Annotated in this window: 13 protein-coding genes; 5 read left to right on the forward strand and 8 right to left on the reverse strand. The window is 33.1% G+C overall.

Translation table 11 applies throughout. The annotated features are described in order from the left end of the window. Positions 1-63: 63 nt before the first annotated feature. From CKF54_RS00570 to CKF54_RS00605, 8 genes are all read right to left on the reverse strand, one after another. Positions 64-249 (reverse strand): carbon storage regulator, encoded by a 186-nt coding sequence (locus CKF54_RS00570; RefSeq protein WP_119524308.1) that lies wholly within the window; start codon positions 247-249, stop codon positions 64-66. 20 nt (positions 250-269) lie between these two features. Next, on the reverse strand, positions 270-2939 hold the full coding sequence (gene alaS, locus CKF54_RS00575) for an alanine--tRNA ligase (RefSeq protein WP_119524310.1): 2670 nt from the start codon (positions 2937-2939) through the stop codon (positions 270-272). A 171-nt stretch (positions 2940-3110) separates the two neighbouring features. Then, on the reverse strand, positions 3111-3530 hold the full coding sequence (locus CKF54_RS00580) for an HU family DNA-binding protein (protein ID WP_119524312.1): 420 nt from the start codon (positions 3528-3530) through the stop codon (positions 3111-3113). A gap of 102 nt (positions 3531-3632) precedes the next feature. Next, positions 3633-4040 carry an HU family DNA-binding protein gene (locus CKF54_RS00585; protein WP_119524314.1) on the reverse strand — a complete coding sequence of 136 codons (408 nt, stop codon included), beginning with the start codon at positions 4038-4040 and terminating at the stop codon, positions 3633-3635. A gap of 640 nt (positions 4041-4680) precedes the next feature. After that, positions 4681-5154: a CPBP family intramembrane glutamic endopeptidase gene (locus tag CKF54_RS00590; RefSeq protein ID WP_222987456.1), complete on the reverse strand. Its 474-nt coding sequence runs from the start codon at positions 5152-5154 to the stop codon at positions 4681-4683. A gap of 225 nt (positions 5155-5379) precedes the next feature. Continuing rightward, positions 5380-6786 (reverse strand): glutamate--tRNA ligase, encoded by a 1407-nt coding sequence (gene gltX, locus CKF54_RS00595; protein WP_119524318.1) that lies wholly within the window; start codon positions 6784-6786, stop codon positions 5380-5382. A gap of 391 nt (positions 6787-7177) precedes the next feature. After that, a complete protein-coding gene (locus CKF54_RS00600) occupies positions 7178-8875 on the reverse strand; it encodes a transposase (RefSeq protein ID WP_119524319.1) in 1698 nt (565 codons plus the stop codon). 322 nt (positions 8876-9197) lie between these two features. Further along, positions 9198-9662 (reverse strand): hypothetical protein, encoded by a 465-nt coding sequence (locus CKF54_RS00605; protein WP_119524321.1) that lies wholly within the window; start codon positions 9660-9662, stop codon positions 9198-9200. Positions 9663-9804: 142 nt separating this feature from the next. On the opposite strand from CKF54_RS00605, the gene mrdA reads away from it, so the two are divergent. The 5 genes from mrdA (at position 9805) to CKF54_RS00630 (ending at position 16608) form a co-directional block, all read left to right on the forward strand. Continuing rightward, entirely contained in the window at positions 9805-11925 is a 2121-nt protein-coding gene (gene mrdA / locus CKF54_RS00610) for a penicillin-binding protein 2 (RefSeq protein WP_119524323.1), read from the forward strand. Next, entirely contained in the window at positions 11912-13033 is a 1122-nt protein-coding gene (gene rodA, locus CKF54_RS00615) for a rod shape-determining protein RodA (RefSeq protein WP_119524325.1), read from the forward strand. The genes mrdA and rodA overlap by 14 nt, the downstream gene beginning before the upstream one ends. A gap of 108 nt (positions 13034-13141) precedes the next feature. Continuing rightward, a complete protein-coding gene (gene maoP / locus CKF54_RS00620; protein ID WP_119524326.1) occupies positions 13142-13477 on the forward strand; it encodes a DUF413 domain-containing protein in 336 nt (111 codons plus the stop codon). 51 nt (positions 13478-13528) lie between these two features. Further along, positions 13529-14623: a tRNA (uridine(54)-C5)-methyltransferase TrmA gene (gene trmA / locus CKF54_RS00625; RefSeq protein ID WP_119524328.1), complete on the forward strand. Its 1095-nt coding sequence runs from the start codon at positions 13529-13531 to the stop codon at positions 14621-14623. A 503-nt stretch (positions 14624-15126) separates the two neighbouring features. Beyond that, positions 15127-16608: a class I SAM-dependent methyltransferase gene (locus tag CKF54_RS00630; protein ID WP_222987457.1), complete on the forward strand. Its 1482-nt coding sequence runs from the start codon at positions 15127-15129 to the stop codon at positions 16606-16608. Positions 16609-16630: the final 22 nt, after the last annotated feature.

Consider the following 16630-nt stretch of genomic DNA (forward strand, 5'->3'; position numbering starts at 1 on the left):
AAAAAAACAAGTGCACCTCATTTCATAAATTATGCATAATAAAAAAACTAAGCCTTGGTAGGCTTAGCTTTTTTTATTTTCGTTTTCATCCAATACTGGATTATCTTTAACTATTGTAACTAAGTTATTATTAGGCGATGATACGATGATGTAAACGCAATTAGATTTTATATCAGCAACCATAATCTCTGTATCTGCGTTAATACGAATTCGTTGCCCTGCTTTGCGCTTAACTAATAATTTCGTCATACGTACCTTAAAATTGCAAATTATTGTAAAAGTTGAGTTTTAACTACTTCTTTTAATTTAGAAAGTTCTTCTACTAAATTATCATAATCAGTAAATGAACCCATAGCTTGGTTAGGTTTACCACCACCTTTACCACCTAATTTAGCAGCTAACTCTTTTACTAGATTACCCGCATTAAATTTATCAGTTAGATCTTTAACTGCAACTAATAAATTACCTGCGCCTTGTTTGTTAACATTAGCTAAAACAAAAATACCTTTAGTTTGTACACGATTTGCTAACTCAAAAGCAATAGTTTTTAATGATTGCACATCTAGGTCATCTAGTTTAACAAATACTAAACGAGCATCATTTACTGTCTCACTTTGCACTAGTAAAGCATCTACTTTTTGTAATGCAAGGTCTTGCTTCATATTATCGATATATTTTTCAAGCTCTTTAATACGGCTCTGATTTTGAGTTAACACCGAGCTTAATTCTGCTTTAGGTTTAACAGCTAACTCAGATAATTCACGTAATAATAAGCTATCACGTTGCATATACTGTACCGCTAAATCACCAGCAACAAACTCTAAACGACGTACACCAGCTGAAATTCCAGCATCTGAAAGAAGTTTAAATAAACCGATTTCACCGGTAGAAGCTACGTGTAGACCACCACATAATTCTACAGACCAATCTGACATAGCAACAACACGTACCACATCACCATATTTTTCTGTAAATAAAGCTTGAGCTCCTAGCGCTTTAGCTTCTTCCATTGACATCTCACGAATTACAACAGGGTGATTTGCACGAATATGCTCATTTACTAAACTTTCAATGCGTAACTGTTCTTCAATACTAATTGCTTCAGGGTGACTAATGTCAAATCTCGAAACACCAAAAGTATTTAATGAACCTTTTTGATGAACATGCTCACCTAACACTTCACGAACAGCAGCATGGAGTAAGTGAGTAACTGAGTGGTGCAGAATAATAGCTTTACGTCTATCCGCATCAACTTCTAATTCTACTCTATCTCCTACTTTCACTTCACCAGCAGCTACTTTACCATGATGACCTAGAGCTAAAGCATATTTTTGTGTATCTGTTACATCAAAAATTAATTTCTCACTTTTAATAACCCCAGTATCACCTACTTGACCGCCAGATTCACCATAGAATGGAGAAATATCAGTAATAATTACTGCTTCATCTCCAGAAGAAACTGAATCTATTAAACGATCACCTTGGTAAATAGCTGTTACTGTAGCTTCTGCTTTAGTAGAGTTGTTATTGTAGAAATCGTATGCAGTTACTAAATCAGTCTTAATAACTTCACCATAGTTAACAGAGAACTTGCTATTAGCTTTTGCTAATTTTCTTTGCTCGTCCATTTTAGCTTCAAAGCTTTCTACGTCAACTTTGATCGAATTTTCTTTACAGATATCTACTGTTAGATCTAATGGGAAACCAAAAGTATCTAATAATGTAAATGCAACTTCACCAGCTAAAACTGTTTTGTTGTCAGATTTTAACTTAGTAATTTCGTCATTTAATAAGTTAATTCCACGCTCAATTGTGCGAGCAAATTGCTCTTCTTCTAAACGTAAAATTTTCTCGATAAATTCTCTCTTAGTTTTAGTATTTAAATACTCTGCAGCGTCTTCCATTACATCAATAACATCACCTACTAATTTATGGAAGAAAGTATTGCGTACACCTAATAGGTAACCATGACGCACAGCACGTCTAATGATACGACGTAATACATAACCGCGTCCTTCATTTGAAGGAATTACACCATCACCAACTAAGAAAGTACAAGAACGAATATGATCAGCAATTACATTTAAAGATTGTCTTGTATCTTTTGTAATTTCCACACCACATAATTCTGAAGCACGTTTAATTAGACGTTTAAATACATCTATGTCATAGTTAGAGTTAACATGTTGTTTTACAGCTGCAACACGCTCTAATCCCATACCTGTATCTACAGAAGGACGTGGTAGTTTTTCCATGGTACCATCTTCATGACGGTTAAACTGCATGAATACGATATTCCAGATTTCAATAAATCTATCACCGTCTTCTTCAGGAGAACCTGGAGGACCACCCCAAATTTCAGGACCATGGTCATAGAAAATTTCAGTACATGGACCACATGGACCAGTATCAGCCATTTGCCAGAAATTATCTGAAGCATATGGTGCGCCTTTGTTATCTCCGATACGGATAATTCTTTCTCTAGGAATACCAATCTCATCAGCCCAAATATTATAAGCTTCATCATCGGTATGATAAACAGTTACCGTTAAACGGTTAGGATCTAAAGCTAAATAATCCGCAGAAGTTAAAAACTCCCAAGCAAAGTGGATTGCGTCTCTTTTGAAATAATCACCAAAAGAGAAGTTACCCATCATTTCAAAGAATGTATGGTGACGAGCTGTAAAACCAACGTTCTCTAAGTCGTTATGTTTACCACCAGCACGTACACAACGTTGTGCAGTTGTTGCACGTTTGTAAGATCTAGTATCTAGACCTAAGAACACATTTTTAAACTGGTTCATACCAGCATTGATAAATAGCAATGTCGGGTCATTTTCTGGAACAAGTGAGCTTGAAGCTACTACTTGATGCCCTTTCTTGCTAAAAAATTCTAAGAAACTTCTACGAATTTCTGCAGTACTTTTTACTGAACTCATATGTAAATATAATTTGTAATCAAATATTTAAAATTAAGCTATCACCTTAATATCTTTCTGAAGATAACAGCTAAAAAATCTGTATATATTCTCCGTTATTTTACCACAAATTATTAATTAAAATACCTTAAACGAGAAAAAAGTCGCTTAAAGCGACTTTTTTAAAAACTTTTATTTTTTCTCTTCTTTGTACAGTTTTGCGTGAGCTGCAATTAACTCTTTGTTCTCTTGTACTTGTGATTTTAAATTTGTTGCAAGAGAGAAGTGAACGCTTACTGTTTCAGGAGATTCAATTTTCATGTTGTTGTCACGAGGACTGCGGAAAGTACGAGCTGGACGGTATCTTGTTGAGAAAGTACCTAAGTCTTTAACACGAACTTTGCGACCTAAGCTTAAAGCTTGAGATAAAGTACTAACTAAAGCAGAGTAAGCTTCTTTAGCAGCTACTTTACTTAAAGTTGCAACTTCTTCGTTTTTTGAAGCATTTAAGTTACTTACAAATAAATCGAAAAATTGCGTATTAGTTAATAATTCGTTTACTTTAACTGATTTGAAAGGATTAACTGCTTCCTTGTTATTTTTATTGCTCATATTCTATATGGTCCTTAGCTAATGACGATACGTTAATTTAAAGATAATATCTTTTGAAGATCACAATCAATACTGTCAATTGATCCACATACTAAAAATTAATTATTTGGTAGCTTTCTTTTCTTCAAAATCTTTATGAGCTTTAACTAAGTTCTCGTTACTGCTTACTAAATCTTTTAATGTTTTAGATGATGTGAATGCAACATTTACGTGAGCTGGAGCTGTACTTACACTTCCTGTTAAAGGATTAGAGAATTTACGCTCTGGACGGTATTTAGTTGCAAAAGAGCCTAAATTATGAACTCTCACCTTGCGACCAGCTAATAATGAAGCTTTTAAACTTTCAACCCAAGTATCAAGTAATTGACGAACAAATTCTTCATCATCACTTAGTTTAACTAAAGAAGCATTACCTGATTCTTTTAAATTGTTTTTAAATAAAGTTAAAAGTTCTTTTACAGTTAATAATTCATTTACTGATGTCTTATTTAATTCTAGTTCTTTGCTCATAGCACTTACTTCTTTTTAATATTGCGTACACAAAATTCTAACTTGCTTTACAACTTACAACTTTACAATAAAGTGTAAATTGCAACCCCTATATCTTTAAAATGATGTTTAAAGACTTGATTATAAATTTTTTGAAAAAGCTCAAGAACTTATAATTAGAACCTAAAAAATTTAAAGTGTTAAAGCTAATAAATAGCAATCCTATAACTTATGCAATAAAGGAAATTTAACTACTTTTTATAATTTTATTTTATATTGTTTTACTTCAAAAAGTAATACTTTTTATAGAAATTTTCTTAGATTTTTTTTCAATTACTTGGCTAATTTTCTATTGGCAAATAAGGATCTCTTTAATTCAAGCTAGATAAATACCCCAAACAAGATCCGCTTTAACTAGATAAGTAATTGATTTTTAAGAATAATACCAAATAACCCTATAATTCTCTAATAAATAAAAACATGTAAACATTTATCTAATATAACCGAGCAATAATCTCCCTAAAACCTGCCGTTAAATTGCAAAAAATCAGCATTTACCCACATAATAACCTTACTAAATACTAAGAAAATACCGTATCTTCCACTAAGAAATGAGATAAATTCATCTAAAACTTAGTTAATAAAAAAGTCCCTCTTAGAATTAAGAGAGACTTGTTACACCAGTTATAAGCGCAATTAGCGCCAAACTATTATTTAAAACATGAATGCTTATACATAGGATCAATGAACGATAGCGATAAAAAGCATACGCTAAAACTATACTTTGCCCTAGGTAAGCAAGCATTTGCGTAAAATTGCCTATAGCGTGGATTGCAGCAAAGGTAATAACTGATACTACCACCCCAAACCAATGACCACGACATAGGTAGGAAATAATGTATTTTCTAAAAACCAGTTCTTCTAATATTGGCGTAATTAAAGCAATCCATAAGATAATCCAAAAATTAAATCCAGTTGCTTGTAAAACTTTTTCCAATATCTGCTGGTTATCAGTAGTATCTAACTTAGCTGCGTAGGTTAAAGCTACAGTTAATACTATTAAAGCAAAATAAAGAATTAAAGTATATTTGCAATAAAACCTTAAATTGTACTTTTCCTCTTTAAGCGTATCCATAGAAGGTAAAACTATAAACAGGAGATAGTAAATTAAAAGTATTGCCAAAATCTTTGTAAAGGAAATGGCAGAACCAAATTTCGCTAAATTACCATCTATAAGTAATACGCCTAAATCAGAACAAACAAAGGTTAAGGGAATAATTACAAGTAAAAATAGTTGAACTAATATTCTTTTATTCTTGCTTAATGCTGGATAATCTATCTTTAACCCTAGCATGCCAATTTAGTTGCTTTGTTTAATCCAAGCAATAGCATGGTCTAAACGAGCTAACACTTCAGCTTGTCCTACAAAAGAGGCAATTGCATCAATTGAAGGAGATTGTCCTAGACCTGTCACAGCTACACGTAAAGGCATCCCTACTTTACCCATACCTAAACCTAACTGTGCAGCAGTTTCTTCCATTACTTTATGAACAAACTCAACTGTAAATGCAGAAGCTTCAACAGCTGCTAGCTTTTCTTTTAATGTTTCTAACACTTCAACATTTTTTAAGTGTTTGTTTGCTGCAGCTTCATCAAGTTCAACACCTGTAGTGTAGATATATTTAGCTTGATCAGCAATCTCTTTTAAAGTATGGCAACGTTCTACAAAAAGCTCAACTACTTTAGTAAATGGAGCTGTTTCTTTAGTTTCAGTATTGTAATCTGCAAACTCTTTAACTTTGTCTGCTAATTCTTGAGCACTTAAGTTACGCATATATAACTGATTTAACCAGTTTAATTTAGCGTAATCAAAAGAAGAAGGGTTTTTACTTACATTACTAATATCAAAGAATTTAATTAATTCTTCTCTTGAGAACACTTCTTGATCACCATGTCCCCAACCTAAACGAGCAATATAGTTTATTACAGCTTCAGGTAAGTAACCGTCTTCTTTAAACTGCATAACGTTTACAGCACCATGTCGTTTAGATAATTTTTTCCCATCAGAGCCATTGATCATCGATACGTGAGCATATGTTGGGATTTCTGCGCCAATAGATTCTAAAACGTTAATTTGACGCGGAGTGTTGTTAATATGGTCTTCTCCACGAATTACGTGAGTAATTCCCATATCGTAATCATCTACCACAACACAGAAATTATAAGTAGGTGTTCCATCTGTACGCGCAATAATGAAATCATCTAACTCTTCATTGTTAAAAGTGATCACTCCACGGATTGCGTCGTCAAAAGTAACACTACCTTCTTCTGGATTTTTAAAACGGATACAGTGTGGTTTTGTTGGATCCTGTTCTTCTTTAGACAGGTGTCGACAACGACCTACATATTTTGGTTTTTCTTTATTTGCTTCTTGTCTTTCTCTGTCTTCTTGTAATTGTTCTTTAGAACAGTAACAACGATATGCTGTTCCCTCTTCTAACATTTTCTCAATTACTTCTGCATATCTATCAAGACGTTTAGACTGGAAGTAAGGACCTTCATCATAGCTCATTCCTAACCATTCCATTGCCTCAATAATTCCAGTTGTAGCTTCTTCTGAATTACGCTCAAAATCAGTATCTTCTACACGTAAAACGAATTCACCTTGATTATGACGAGCATATAACCAAGAATATAATGAGGTACGAGCACCACCTATATGTAAGAAACCCGTAGGACTTGGAGCAAAGCGTGTTTTCACTTTCATAAAAATTATAAGTACTAATAAAAAGTTATTAAATGTAATAGACGTTGAGAGATTTCTCCAACAACGCCAAGTAAAAATCTATTCTTAATTCAAAATTATATCACCATAGCGACCTAATTAACACAATATAATAATTTCGTAGAGGAAAATTTTATTTACCTTAGCTAGGTCGCTCGTAAATTTGCTCAAACTTACTTTAGTCTAAAGCTACCTCTTTAACAAAAAAGTCAAAAGAGTAATAAACAATGTAATTCCTGAATTCCGCATTTCTTCATCACAGTTTTCAGGTTCCCGTTCATGTATCAATTGCTGAACTAGATAAATCCGGCAATTGATACACTTTTACGGGAATTACTACATTATTTTTCATTGTGATGATTTGTCACAAGAGCTAATTATAACGGTTAAGCATTTTTCTAGCGGTTTCTTTTAAATCTTTTTCTGTTATTCCAACAGCTCTTAATAGCATTTTACTATCACTATTTAAAGGATCCATAACGACTTTACCGTCTTCATATACTTTTATTTGTGTTCTACTTAAGACATCTAAGATTGTGCTTATACTAGTTCCTTTTGTACAGTCCTCTTTGATTTTCTGTTTACGCAAACGTGTAGTTAAGTGATAACGTATGATTACAGAGATAAAGGAAATAAATGTATGAGCCTCTATTGTGATATCAGAGTGCTTTTTCATTGATCTTAAGCCTAGGTGGCTTTTATACAATTCAATGACTTTTTCACAAGAATCTTTAGAGAGATATTTCTGGTGCATCTCTTGAGCTGAGAGTTCTAAGTTATTGGATATTAAGATAGAATATCCACATAGCAACATATCTTGAATAAACTTATCTTCAAGTTCTTTTAATATAAACTCACCACTCTCTTCTTGTTCTATAGTGAAGTAACGATATCTTCTTTTTATCTTAGTTTTGTTTTTATTTGCATTATCTACAAGAGTTTGTAGTTGCTTTTTTCTTTTATAATATAAATCCAAAAATTTTTGCTGTTGTTGACTCGCTAACTGTAGATTAAAACGAATGCAGACTTTGACTGGTAAAGAACTGTCGTCTAGTCCTAAGTATTCGGCATAATCTATTACTTTTTCATGGAGTACAGTACCCTCATTAGGTTCACCTAAGAAGCATCTCCCTGGTCTTTCATTAACCTCTGCAACTAATTTTTTAAAGGCCATGTTGCTTTTGTTTAATCCAGTAAGGTACTGAACTTCATTGTCATGAAAGAACTGTAAATGACCTAATGATGCATGACCGCGGTCAAAGACAAAGAGATGACCTCCCGATTTGATTTTTAATATTTCCTCAACTACGGTATTTGTAACACTAACATCAGGAATATTCCCTTGATAAATATTGTAGTTTATAGGTTCATCTCGGTTGTTATCTACAGTAAAAACACCTGCGATTTGATATTGGAAACGACCATCTTTACCAAGTCCTTTACAAACATATGAAGACTTAGCTGTTGACTTGAAGTTTGTAGCATCAAAGCTTAAGCTTGAACTATCTTCAACACGTGCAATGCGAAGAGCACAGAAATTCTCTTTATCTGCTCGGGTAAGACCGGTTAATAATCTAGAAACTTTCTGTGAAGTCATTTTTAAATGACCTAAACTAGAAGCACTTATATAGTTGCAGATGACTTCACTACTTGCACCATTAGTAATTACCTGACCTGAAGCATATGCAATAATTTCATCGGCATGTTTTACTTCGATTTCATTTAGGTCGCTTCTAATGTCAAGTAGGTCTGCTGTTGTTTGAGTTAAAGCCATTGCTACATTGGTTATTTGTGCTTTCTTCTCTCTATCTAACATAGAAGAAAATACAGCATCTGAAGATTTATCCTTGTATTCTGGGAAGAAAACAAAGAACTTCGTGTTTGGTTCAAATAGTTCGTTTTCACGGTCTGATAATCTACCAATGCTAAACTGCTTTCTTTCTCCATAAGGATTGCCATGCTCATCGTGATAACGTATTAAATACACATAGTTTTGCTTGATAGTCAATTGACAATCGTGTTTTGTAGCAAAATCATTGATATTGAAAACGTCTTTGAAATAATAAGTCATGGTCTTTTCCTTTGGGCTTTGGGAGTGAGGTCTAAAGTTAGGTGTTTAATGGGCACTGACATCAACTAAATGATGGTGCCTCCTGGCAAACTACTATATAGTATATGTAAATAGTAGTAATTTAAGTTAAAAGTATATAAAATATATCCCTTTAATTATATCTATATAAGTTATATAAAATCAACCGTTTGGCTTCTAAATTTTTAACTGTGATGAAGAAATGCGGAATTCAGGTAATTAAATGAAAATCAATTAAATTAAGAACAAAGCAATTAAAAGGGAGTTAAGTCTAGACCTAACTCCCTCAAAAGAATAATGTAAATTATTTATCTTCTTTTGAACCATTTACATTGATAGAAGCGTTGTTTCCTAAAACTTTGTTATCCACTTCTTCAGAATAATCTTGAGCTTTCACATTTAATTGTGAATCATCATTCACTTCTAAAGATTGACCTTTTAGTTTAGCTTTAGCAGCTTCAAGGTTTACTTCATTTTGTACTTTAGTATTTTGTGAATTGATTTCTAAGTTATCAGAGCTAACAATGTTTGCATTATCTAGCACAACATTATCCCCACCGATAACTACATTTTTACCAGAAATAATAGAGCTACCTTGGATATTAACGCTACCACCACGAATGTTAACACCGTTGCCTGCTGAGATACTACTATTTTTTACTGTTGCCGATTTAGTACCTTTTACTTCTGCAGTGCCAGTAACATTAACGTCTTTATTCTCCACGTTTACATTTTCACCGTGGTTTACATAATTAGTTTTATTCGACATAGTCTCCTCTTTGTTTTTTGTTTTATTTTAACAAAAATATCCTTTTGAACAAAATTTTAATTATAATAAACTGCTTGATAAATTGAGAATTACATGGATAACAGTTTAAAGTTTACAAAAATTTTCACTAGGTTAAAAATTAATGAAAAAGCGTAAAGCTTCCTATTTAAAATCAAATAATAAAAAAATCTCTTTTCAAAAGAAAGAGAATAAAAAGAAATCTTTACCCCCTTCGCACTTAATCAAACTTAGTCAAAAATCTTTTCTTATTCGCTCTTGGTTAATTTTTGCTGTAATTACACTTCTTTTATCTTTAGTGTACTTACATATTTTTAGACTTCAAGTCTTTGATAACCAAAAATATGAGCTATCCTCAAACCGAAATTATATAAAGATAATTCCTAAAACCCCTGCTCGTGGAATTATTACTGACCGAAATGGTATCGGGTTGGCTTTAAATAAGGAAGAGTATGGCGTGTACATTTTACCAGTGAGTAATCGTAAAGCTCGCGCTGATTTTGAAAAAGTTAAAGAGATCATCAATCTAAGTGAAGATGATTATCGTACTTTCTTAATTAACAAACGTAACAGTATTTTCAGAGCTCCTACCTTACTAAAGGGTAATCTTAGCCAAGAAGAAATTGCTAAGATCATGGTAAATAAATACCGTCTTGATGACATTAGTGTTGAACCAATTTACACTCGCTACTATCCTTTTGGTACAGCTTTACCACACATTCTCGGTTATGTAGGTTCAATCAATGACAGAGATAATAAATTTATTCAGTCTTTGGATGAAGCTAACCGCTCTAATTATGCTGGAGCAACCCGTATAGGTAAAATTGGTTTAGAAAAGTCCTACGAACTATCTCTTTTAGGAACTGTAGGTTATGATACAGTTGAGGTAAACTCAACTGGGAATATTATAAAAACTATCGAATCCCAAGATGCTATTCCAGGGAACAACCTACGCCTTTCAATTGATTTACCTTTACAGCTCTATGCTGAAAGTGTACTTAAAGGGCAAAAAGGATCTATTATAGTTACCGACCCTGAAACTTCAGAGTTATTAGCCATAGTTAGCATGCCTACTTATGACGCCAATCTCTTTGTCAATGGCATTAGTGCTAATGACTATCGAGAGTTACTCTACGATGAAGATAAGCCTCTATATAACCGTGCAACTATGGGGGTTTACCCTCCTGGGTCAACTATTAAACCTATGTTTGCTTTTGCCGGTTTAGAAAGTGGTTTAGTAAATGCTAATACAACAATTTGGGATCCTGGCTACTGGATTTTACCTAAAACCAACCAAAGGTATCGAGACTGGCTTAAAAGTGGACATGGGTATGTAAATTTACACAAATCTATTGTTGAGTCTGTTGATACTTATTACTATGACTTAGCTTACCGCATGGGAATTAATAATATGTACAACTACATGTCTCAATTTGGTTTTGGTAACAAAACAGGAATTGACATAGGTGAAGAATCTTCTGCAGTTTACCCAAATGAAGAGTGGAAATTAAAAAGATTCAAACGTCCTTGGGTACTAGGTGATACCCCTCCTGTTGGTATAGGTCAAGGTTACTTCACCGCTACCCCTATACAACTTAATAAAGCTTTAAATACTTTAATTAATCACGGTAAATCAACCGCTCCATACTTAGTATTAAATCAAGTATCTTTTGATAAGAATTTAAATTCTGATATCAAAACTACTGTAGCAAAATCAGAATATGTCTTCCCTAATGCTCCTAAAAAGAATTGGAATGACGTTTTAAAAGGTATGTATGGTGTTAACCATGAAGCCGGAGGTTCAGGTTTACGCGCATTCAAAGGAGCTAAATATACTTCTGGTGGTAAGTCTGGTACGGCACAAGTATTTAGCTTAAACGGGGGTAACTATAATTCCAAGGATCTTAAAAAGGATTTACACGACCATGCTTTATATATAGCATTTGCACCATTTGACAAGCCAAAAGTTTCTGTAACTGTAGTAGTAGAAAACGGTGGCGGTGGTGGACGTGTTGCCGGTCCTATTGCTCGTCAAATAATAGATTACTTTCTCCTAACTCGCTTACCACATTTAGACAAGAATTTAACTTGTCAGGCAATAAGAGATTATGCAGTAGCTGATCTCCAAGATTTAGGTTATCAGGTTGAAAGTAATGAGCTATTTGACTTAGGGCAACTTTCTGAAGCAAATCAAACATGTGTAGCGAGTAGCCCTACAAGTGGAGTAACTAATGCAATGGATTAAAAAAACTCTAGCTCTCTTTCAGAACTTAGACTTTATTACTCTAATTCTAATCCTTGCCCTCTCAAGTTATGGAACCTTAATGGTTTACTCTGCTACCAACGGTAGTATCGGTTACATGGATCGTAAAATTATCCAAGTAGCTCTAGGTCTAGGCGTAATCTTTGTTGTTGCCAATATCAAATATACTTTAATTCAAAGATTTGCCTTACCTTTTCTCCTCTTTACCTGTTTCCTCCTAGCTTTAACTTTAGTTTTTGGAATAACAAGTAAAGGGGCTACTCGTTGGTTGTATATTGGGATTAGATTCCAGCCCTCTGAACTAGCAAAACTAGCAGTTCCTGTTTACTTAAGTAGTTACTTAGGGCAACAAGAGGGACCTATGAATTGGCGTAGGTTAATTATATCTGGTACCGCAGTAGCTATTCCTAGTGTTTTAGTTATTTTGCAACCAGACTTAGGTACTACTATTCTGGTAGCTCTTTCTGGTTTAATTGTTATTTTCTTAGCTGGTTTATCTTGGAAGTTAATTATTCTAAGTGTGATTGCTTTAATTGTTCTTGCCCCACTGTTTTGGCAGTATGGTATGCACGATTATCAAAAAATCCGTGTACTTACAATCCTTAACCCAGAGGCAGATCCATTAGGAGCAGGATATCACGTAAATCAATCTAAGATAGCTATAGGTTCTGGTGGCATAACTGGTAAAGGACTGCTACAGGGAACCCAAGTACAATTGAACTTTTTACCAGAAGCTCATACTGACTTTATTTTCTCAGTTCTTGCTGAAGAACTAGGTTTAACTGGAGTAACTTTCCTTTTTGGGTTATTTTTCCTTTTAGTTCTTCGTATGTTCTGGTTAGCAACCATTGCTACAAATAAAGTTGCAAAACTACTGTGTGCTTCACAAGGCTTTATTCTAAGTATTTACGTGGTAGTTAATATCGGCATGGTTTCTGGACTACTTCCTGTAGTTGGGGTACCTCTACCATTTGTGAGCTATGGTGGTACTTCATTTGTAAGTTTATGTATTACTTTTGGTTTAGTTATGGGAGTCTATAAGCAAACCAAGAGAGAAAAGAATAGTTTTAAACAAACAAGCACAGCATAAGAGTAAATTAACTTTAAGTTCGTTAAGCATTTTTTTGGAAAATGTTATATACTTGAAGCGCGATAAATTATTTTAATCATTAAAACCTTAAGAAATAGGTAATAAAAGATGCAAGCAACTTTTGTTGAAGAAAAAAAATACTACGATGATAAAAACTACCCACACGGTTTTAACCGTTCAGGTGACTATACAATTAAAGAATCGCAAGTATTAGAAAATTACGGTACTCGCTTATCTCTATTAGCAACTGGTGAAGTTCAACCAGCAAATGATGTTGAGCAACACTTTGTAGATGTAATTACAAACCCAGATGATTTTGCTGAGATTAGCTTTATCGAAAAAACTTGGTTAAAATACCAAAGATTAATTACTGAAGTTAAACGTGTTTACATTCTTGCTGATGGTAATAATGTAATCTTCGAAGAAAACTCTGGTTTAGAATAATTTTACATTAAAAAGGTGAGGCATCCCCTCACCTTTATCCTTTTGTTAAATATGCTAATTGAAGACAAAATTTTAAATTTTAAAAATCTAATTGCTAATTTTATTCCGCAATTTAATGCTGAAGAAATTGAAGTTTTCTCTGGTAAACAATCTGGTTATAGAATGCGAGCAGAATTCTCTATCTATCACCAAAACGAGCCTGAATACAGCATTAAGCACTATACTCATGACCCTAAAACAAAAGAGAGAGTATTTTGTAATGGTCACTATGATATAGCTACCCCACTTATCAATCAACTAATGCAACTAGTGGAAGCTTTTTGTCAGAAGAACTATGAGTTTAGTCGTAAACTATTTCAAGTTGAGTACTTAACTACTACCACTCAACAAGCTATTATTAGTTTAATTTTCCACCGTAAATTAGATAGTGAAAATCTTGACCTAACTAAAGCGCAAGAGTTATTCCAATTCTTAAATACAAATGGCTACCCAGCTAATGTAATTTTACGTGCGCGTAAAAGCTCGATTATAGTTGGCAATAACTTCATCGAAGAAGAATTTACAGTAAACGGTAAAAAATCTAAACTTTTACAAGTTGAAAATAGTTTCTCTCAACCTAATGCAGAAATTAATCAGTTAATGCTAGCTTATGTTGAAAAGCATGCAAAAACTGATAAGGATATTCTTGAGCTTTATTGTGGAGTAGGTAACTTCACTATGATCTTAGCTAGATCAGCGAGAAAAGTTTTAGCTACTGAAGTTAACAAACAAGCAGTTGACTTTGTCTATAAAAACTTATCATTAAATGATATTCATAATGTTCAAGTTGGAAGAATATCAGCTGAAGAGTTTGTACAAGCTATTAACAAAGTTCGCCCATTTAGACGCTTAAGTCACATAGAACTAGATAGCTATGATTTTAGTACAGTTTTTGTTGACCCACCAAGATCAGGGTTAGACCATGCTTCTTGCGATATGCTTAGCAAATACAACAATGTAATCTATGTTAGCTGTAACCCTAACACGCTCATGGAAAACCTGCAATATCTAACTAGTACCCATGGTTATAAAATTGACAATCTAGCTTTATTCGATCAATTCCCACAAACTAACCATTGTGAGGCAGTTGCTATATTAAGTAAATAAACTTTTACCGTCGATATTAAAAATATCGGCGGTAAAGTTTATCAATTAGGTAAAATAACCCCCTATTTTTCTTTAAATAAAAAACAATTTAGACCAATAAATCGATAGAACTAAGATTAAGTTCTAGCTTTAAAAAGAGCTATTAAGATCATAAATTAATTTATATTTACCCATAAATTTCAAGTAATTAGAAGTTTTTGCTATATAAAATATAACTTAGCAACCAGTAATACTTTATAATCTTAAAAGCGCAAACAAACTTACGACCAGATTGTTAAACCTTGAAAGAATTTAACAATACTATCGAAAGACTTGTATAATTACATAAGAAAAGATTTTTATAATTAAAACTACAAACTTGTGAGTTTTACAAAATTTACCTGTCTAATACAGGATAGAATAGTTACCAAATAAGATTATTTAATCCTGATTTGTAAATAATCATAATATTTGCACTTATAATTTTTATTGATTTACATATTTAATGTATTTGGAGAAACCCAGTGTTAGGTACAAATACTCTTAGCTTAGATCTAAGTTTTTTCAACAAAAGCCTCTCGATTGAAGTAGAGACTACAAAAAATAATTTCTTTGAACAAATAAATAAAGTTATCTCTAATTCTGAATTAAATAACTTATTTGATCTATATAAAACAAGTTTTGAACAATTTAATAGATATAGCAAACGTTTAGAAAACTTTGTTAACAGTCAAGGATTATCACAGGCTAATGTGTTTCCAGAGCCAAGTGAAGTAGAATATAACTTATTCCGCTTTATCGAAACATTTAACTACGCAGTAACCAACGAAATAGAAGTTGCCTTTAAAAAGATTAAACATGATGCTCAAGCACCGCTTGCTCTTGTTTATTATCAAGGTAAACTTTCAATTGCTTATAAAAACAAAAACGGGGAACTTAGCAAAACAAAAAACCCTGTATCAGTAGATTTCCTAGAGGGAGAAACAGCAACTAGAGCGAAAAATTTAAATAATGTTCGCTCTGAATTTGTTGTGCGCTCAGTTATTAGTAAGCGTTTACCTGTAGGGCAACAATATATTTTAGATGCTACAGCAGGTTTTGGACAAGATAGTTTCCTACTTACAACAGCTGGCGCAAACGTGCTAATGCTAGAACGTAATCCTGTAATTGGTTTATTATTAGCAGACGGCTTAAATCGTTTAAAAAACCAATCACCTGAACAGGTAAACTTAAACTTACGTTTCCCTGTGAGCATTACAACAAACGCAGGCAAAAATATTTGTAAAAGTTTAAACTTTACAAGCGTTTACTTAGATCCTATGTATCCACATAAAGAATCTAGCGCTAAAGTAAATAAAAAAATGCAATCTATCCAAGAAATTGTTGGTTTAGATCATGATACCGATGATTTATTTAGAGCTGCTCAAAGTTTAAACGCTTCTCGTATCGTTGTAAAACGTCCAAAAAATGCTCCTTTCTTAGGTAACAAAGAAACAAACGATTCAGTGAAATCACCTTCTCATCGTTTTGATCTTTATTACTTAGGCAAAAAAGAAAGCACGCTGTTCCCTAAAATTTTAAATGGCTTTGTAGCAAAAGATTTACTAGAAAAAGTTAAGAACTTAAAAGTATCTCCTGCACAAAACCAAGTTACATATGAAAACCTTTTAGCTTGTCGTAAAGTAATTAATTTCATTAACTTAAGACAAGAATCTCTATTTGGAGAAAGAGGTAAATACCACTCAATCGTATGCGCATATAGTGGTTTATTAGGGACTGATACTTTAGTTGCTCGTCGTATTGACTTTGATACTTATAAAAAATATCGCGATCAAATGATTAATAACTTAAACTTTGAAGTTCCAGGTGATAATGAATACCGCTTACAAAGTTTCTTAAAGAGCCCAGAGTTTGCAGAGCAAGCTTCTAAAGCTTTAAGCGAATTGGAAAAGAAGTCAAAGTCTAAACCAAAGACAAAAGCGAAAGCAAAATCAAGTCGTAAATAATTAGTCAAATAAAAAAGGATCC

This window comes from Psittacicella hinzii (assembly GCF_003585885.1).
Taxonomy (GTDB): Bacteria; Pseudomonadota; Gammaproteobacteria; order Enterobacterales; family Psittacicellaceae; genus Psittacicella.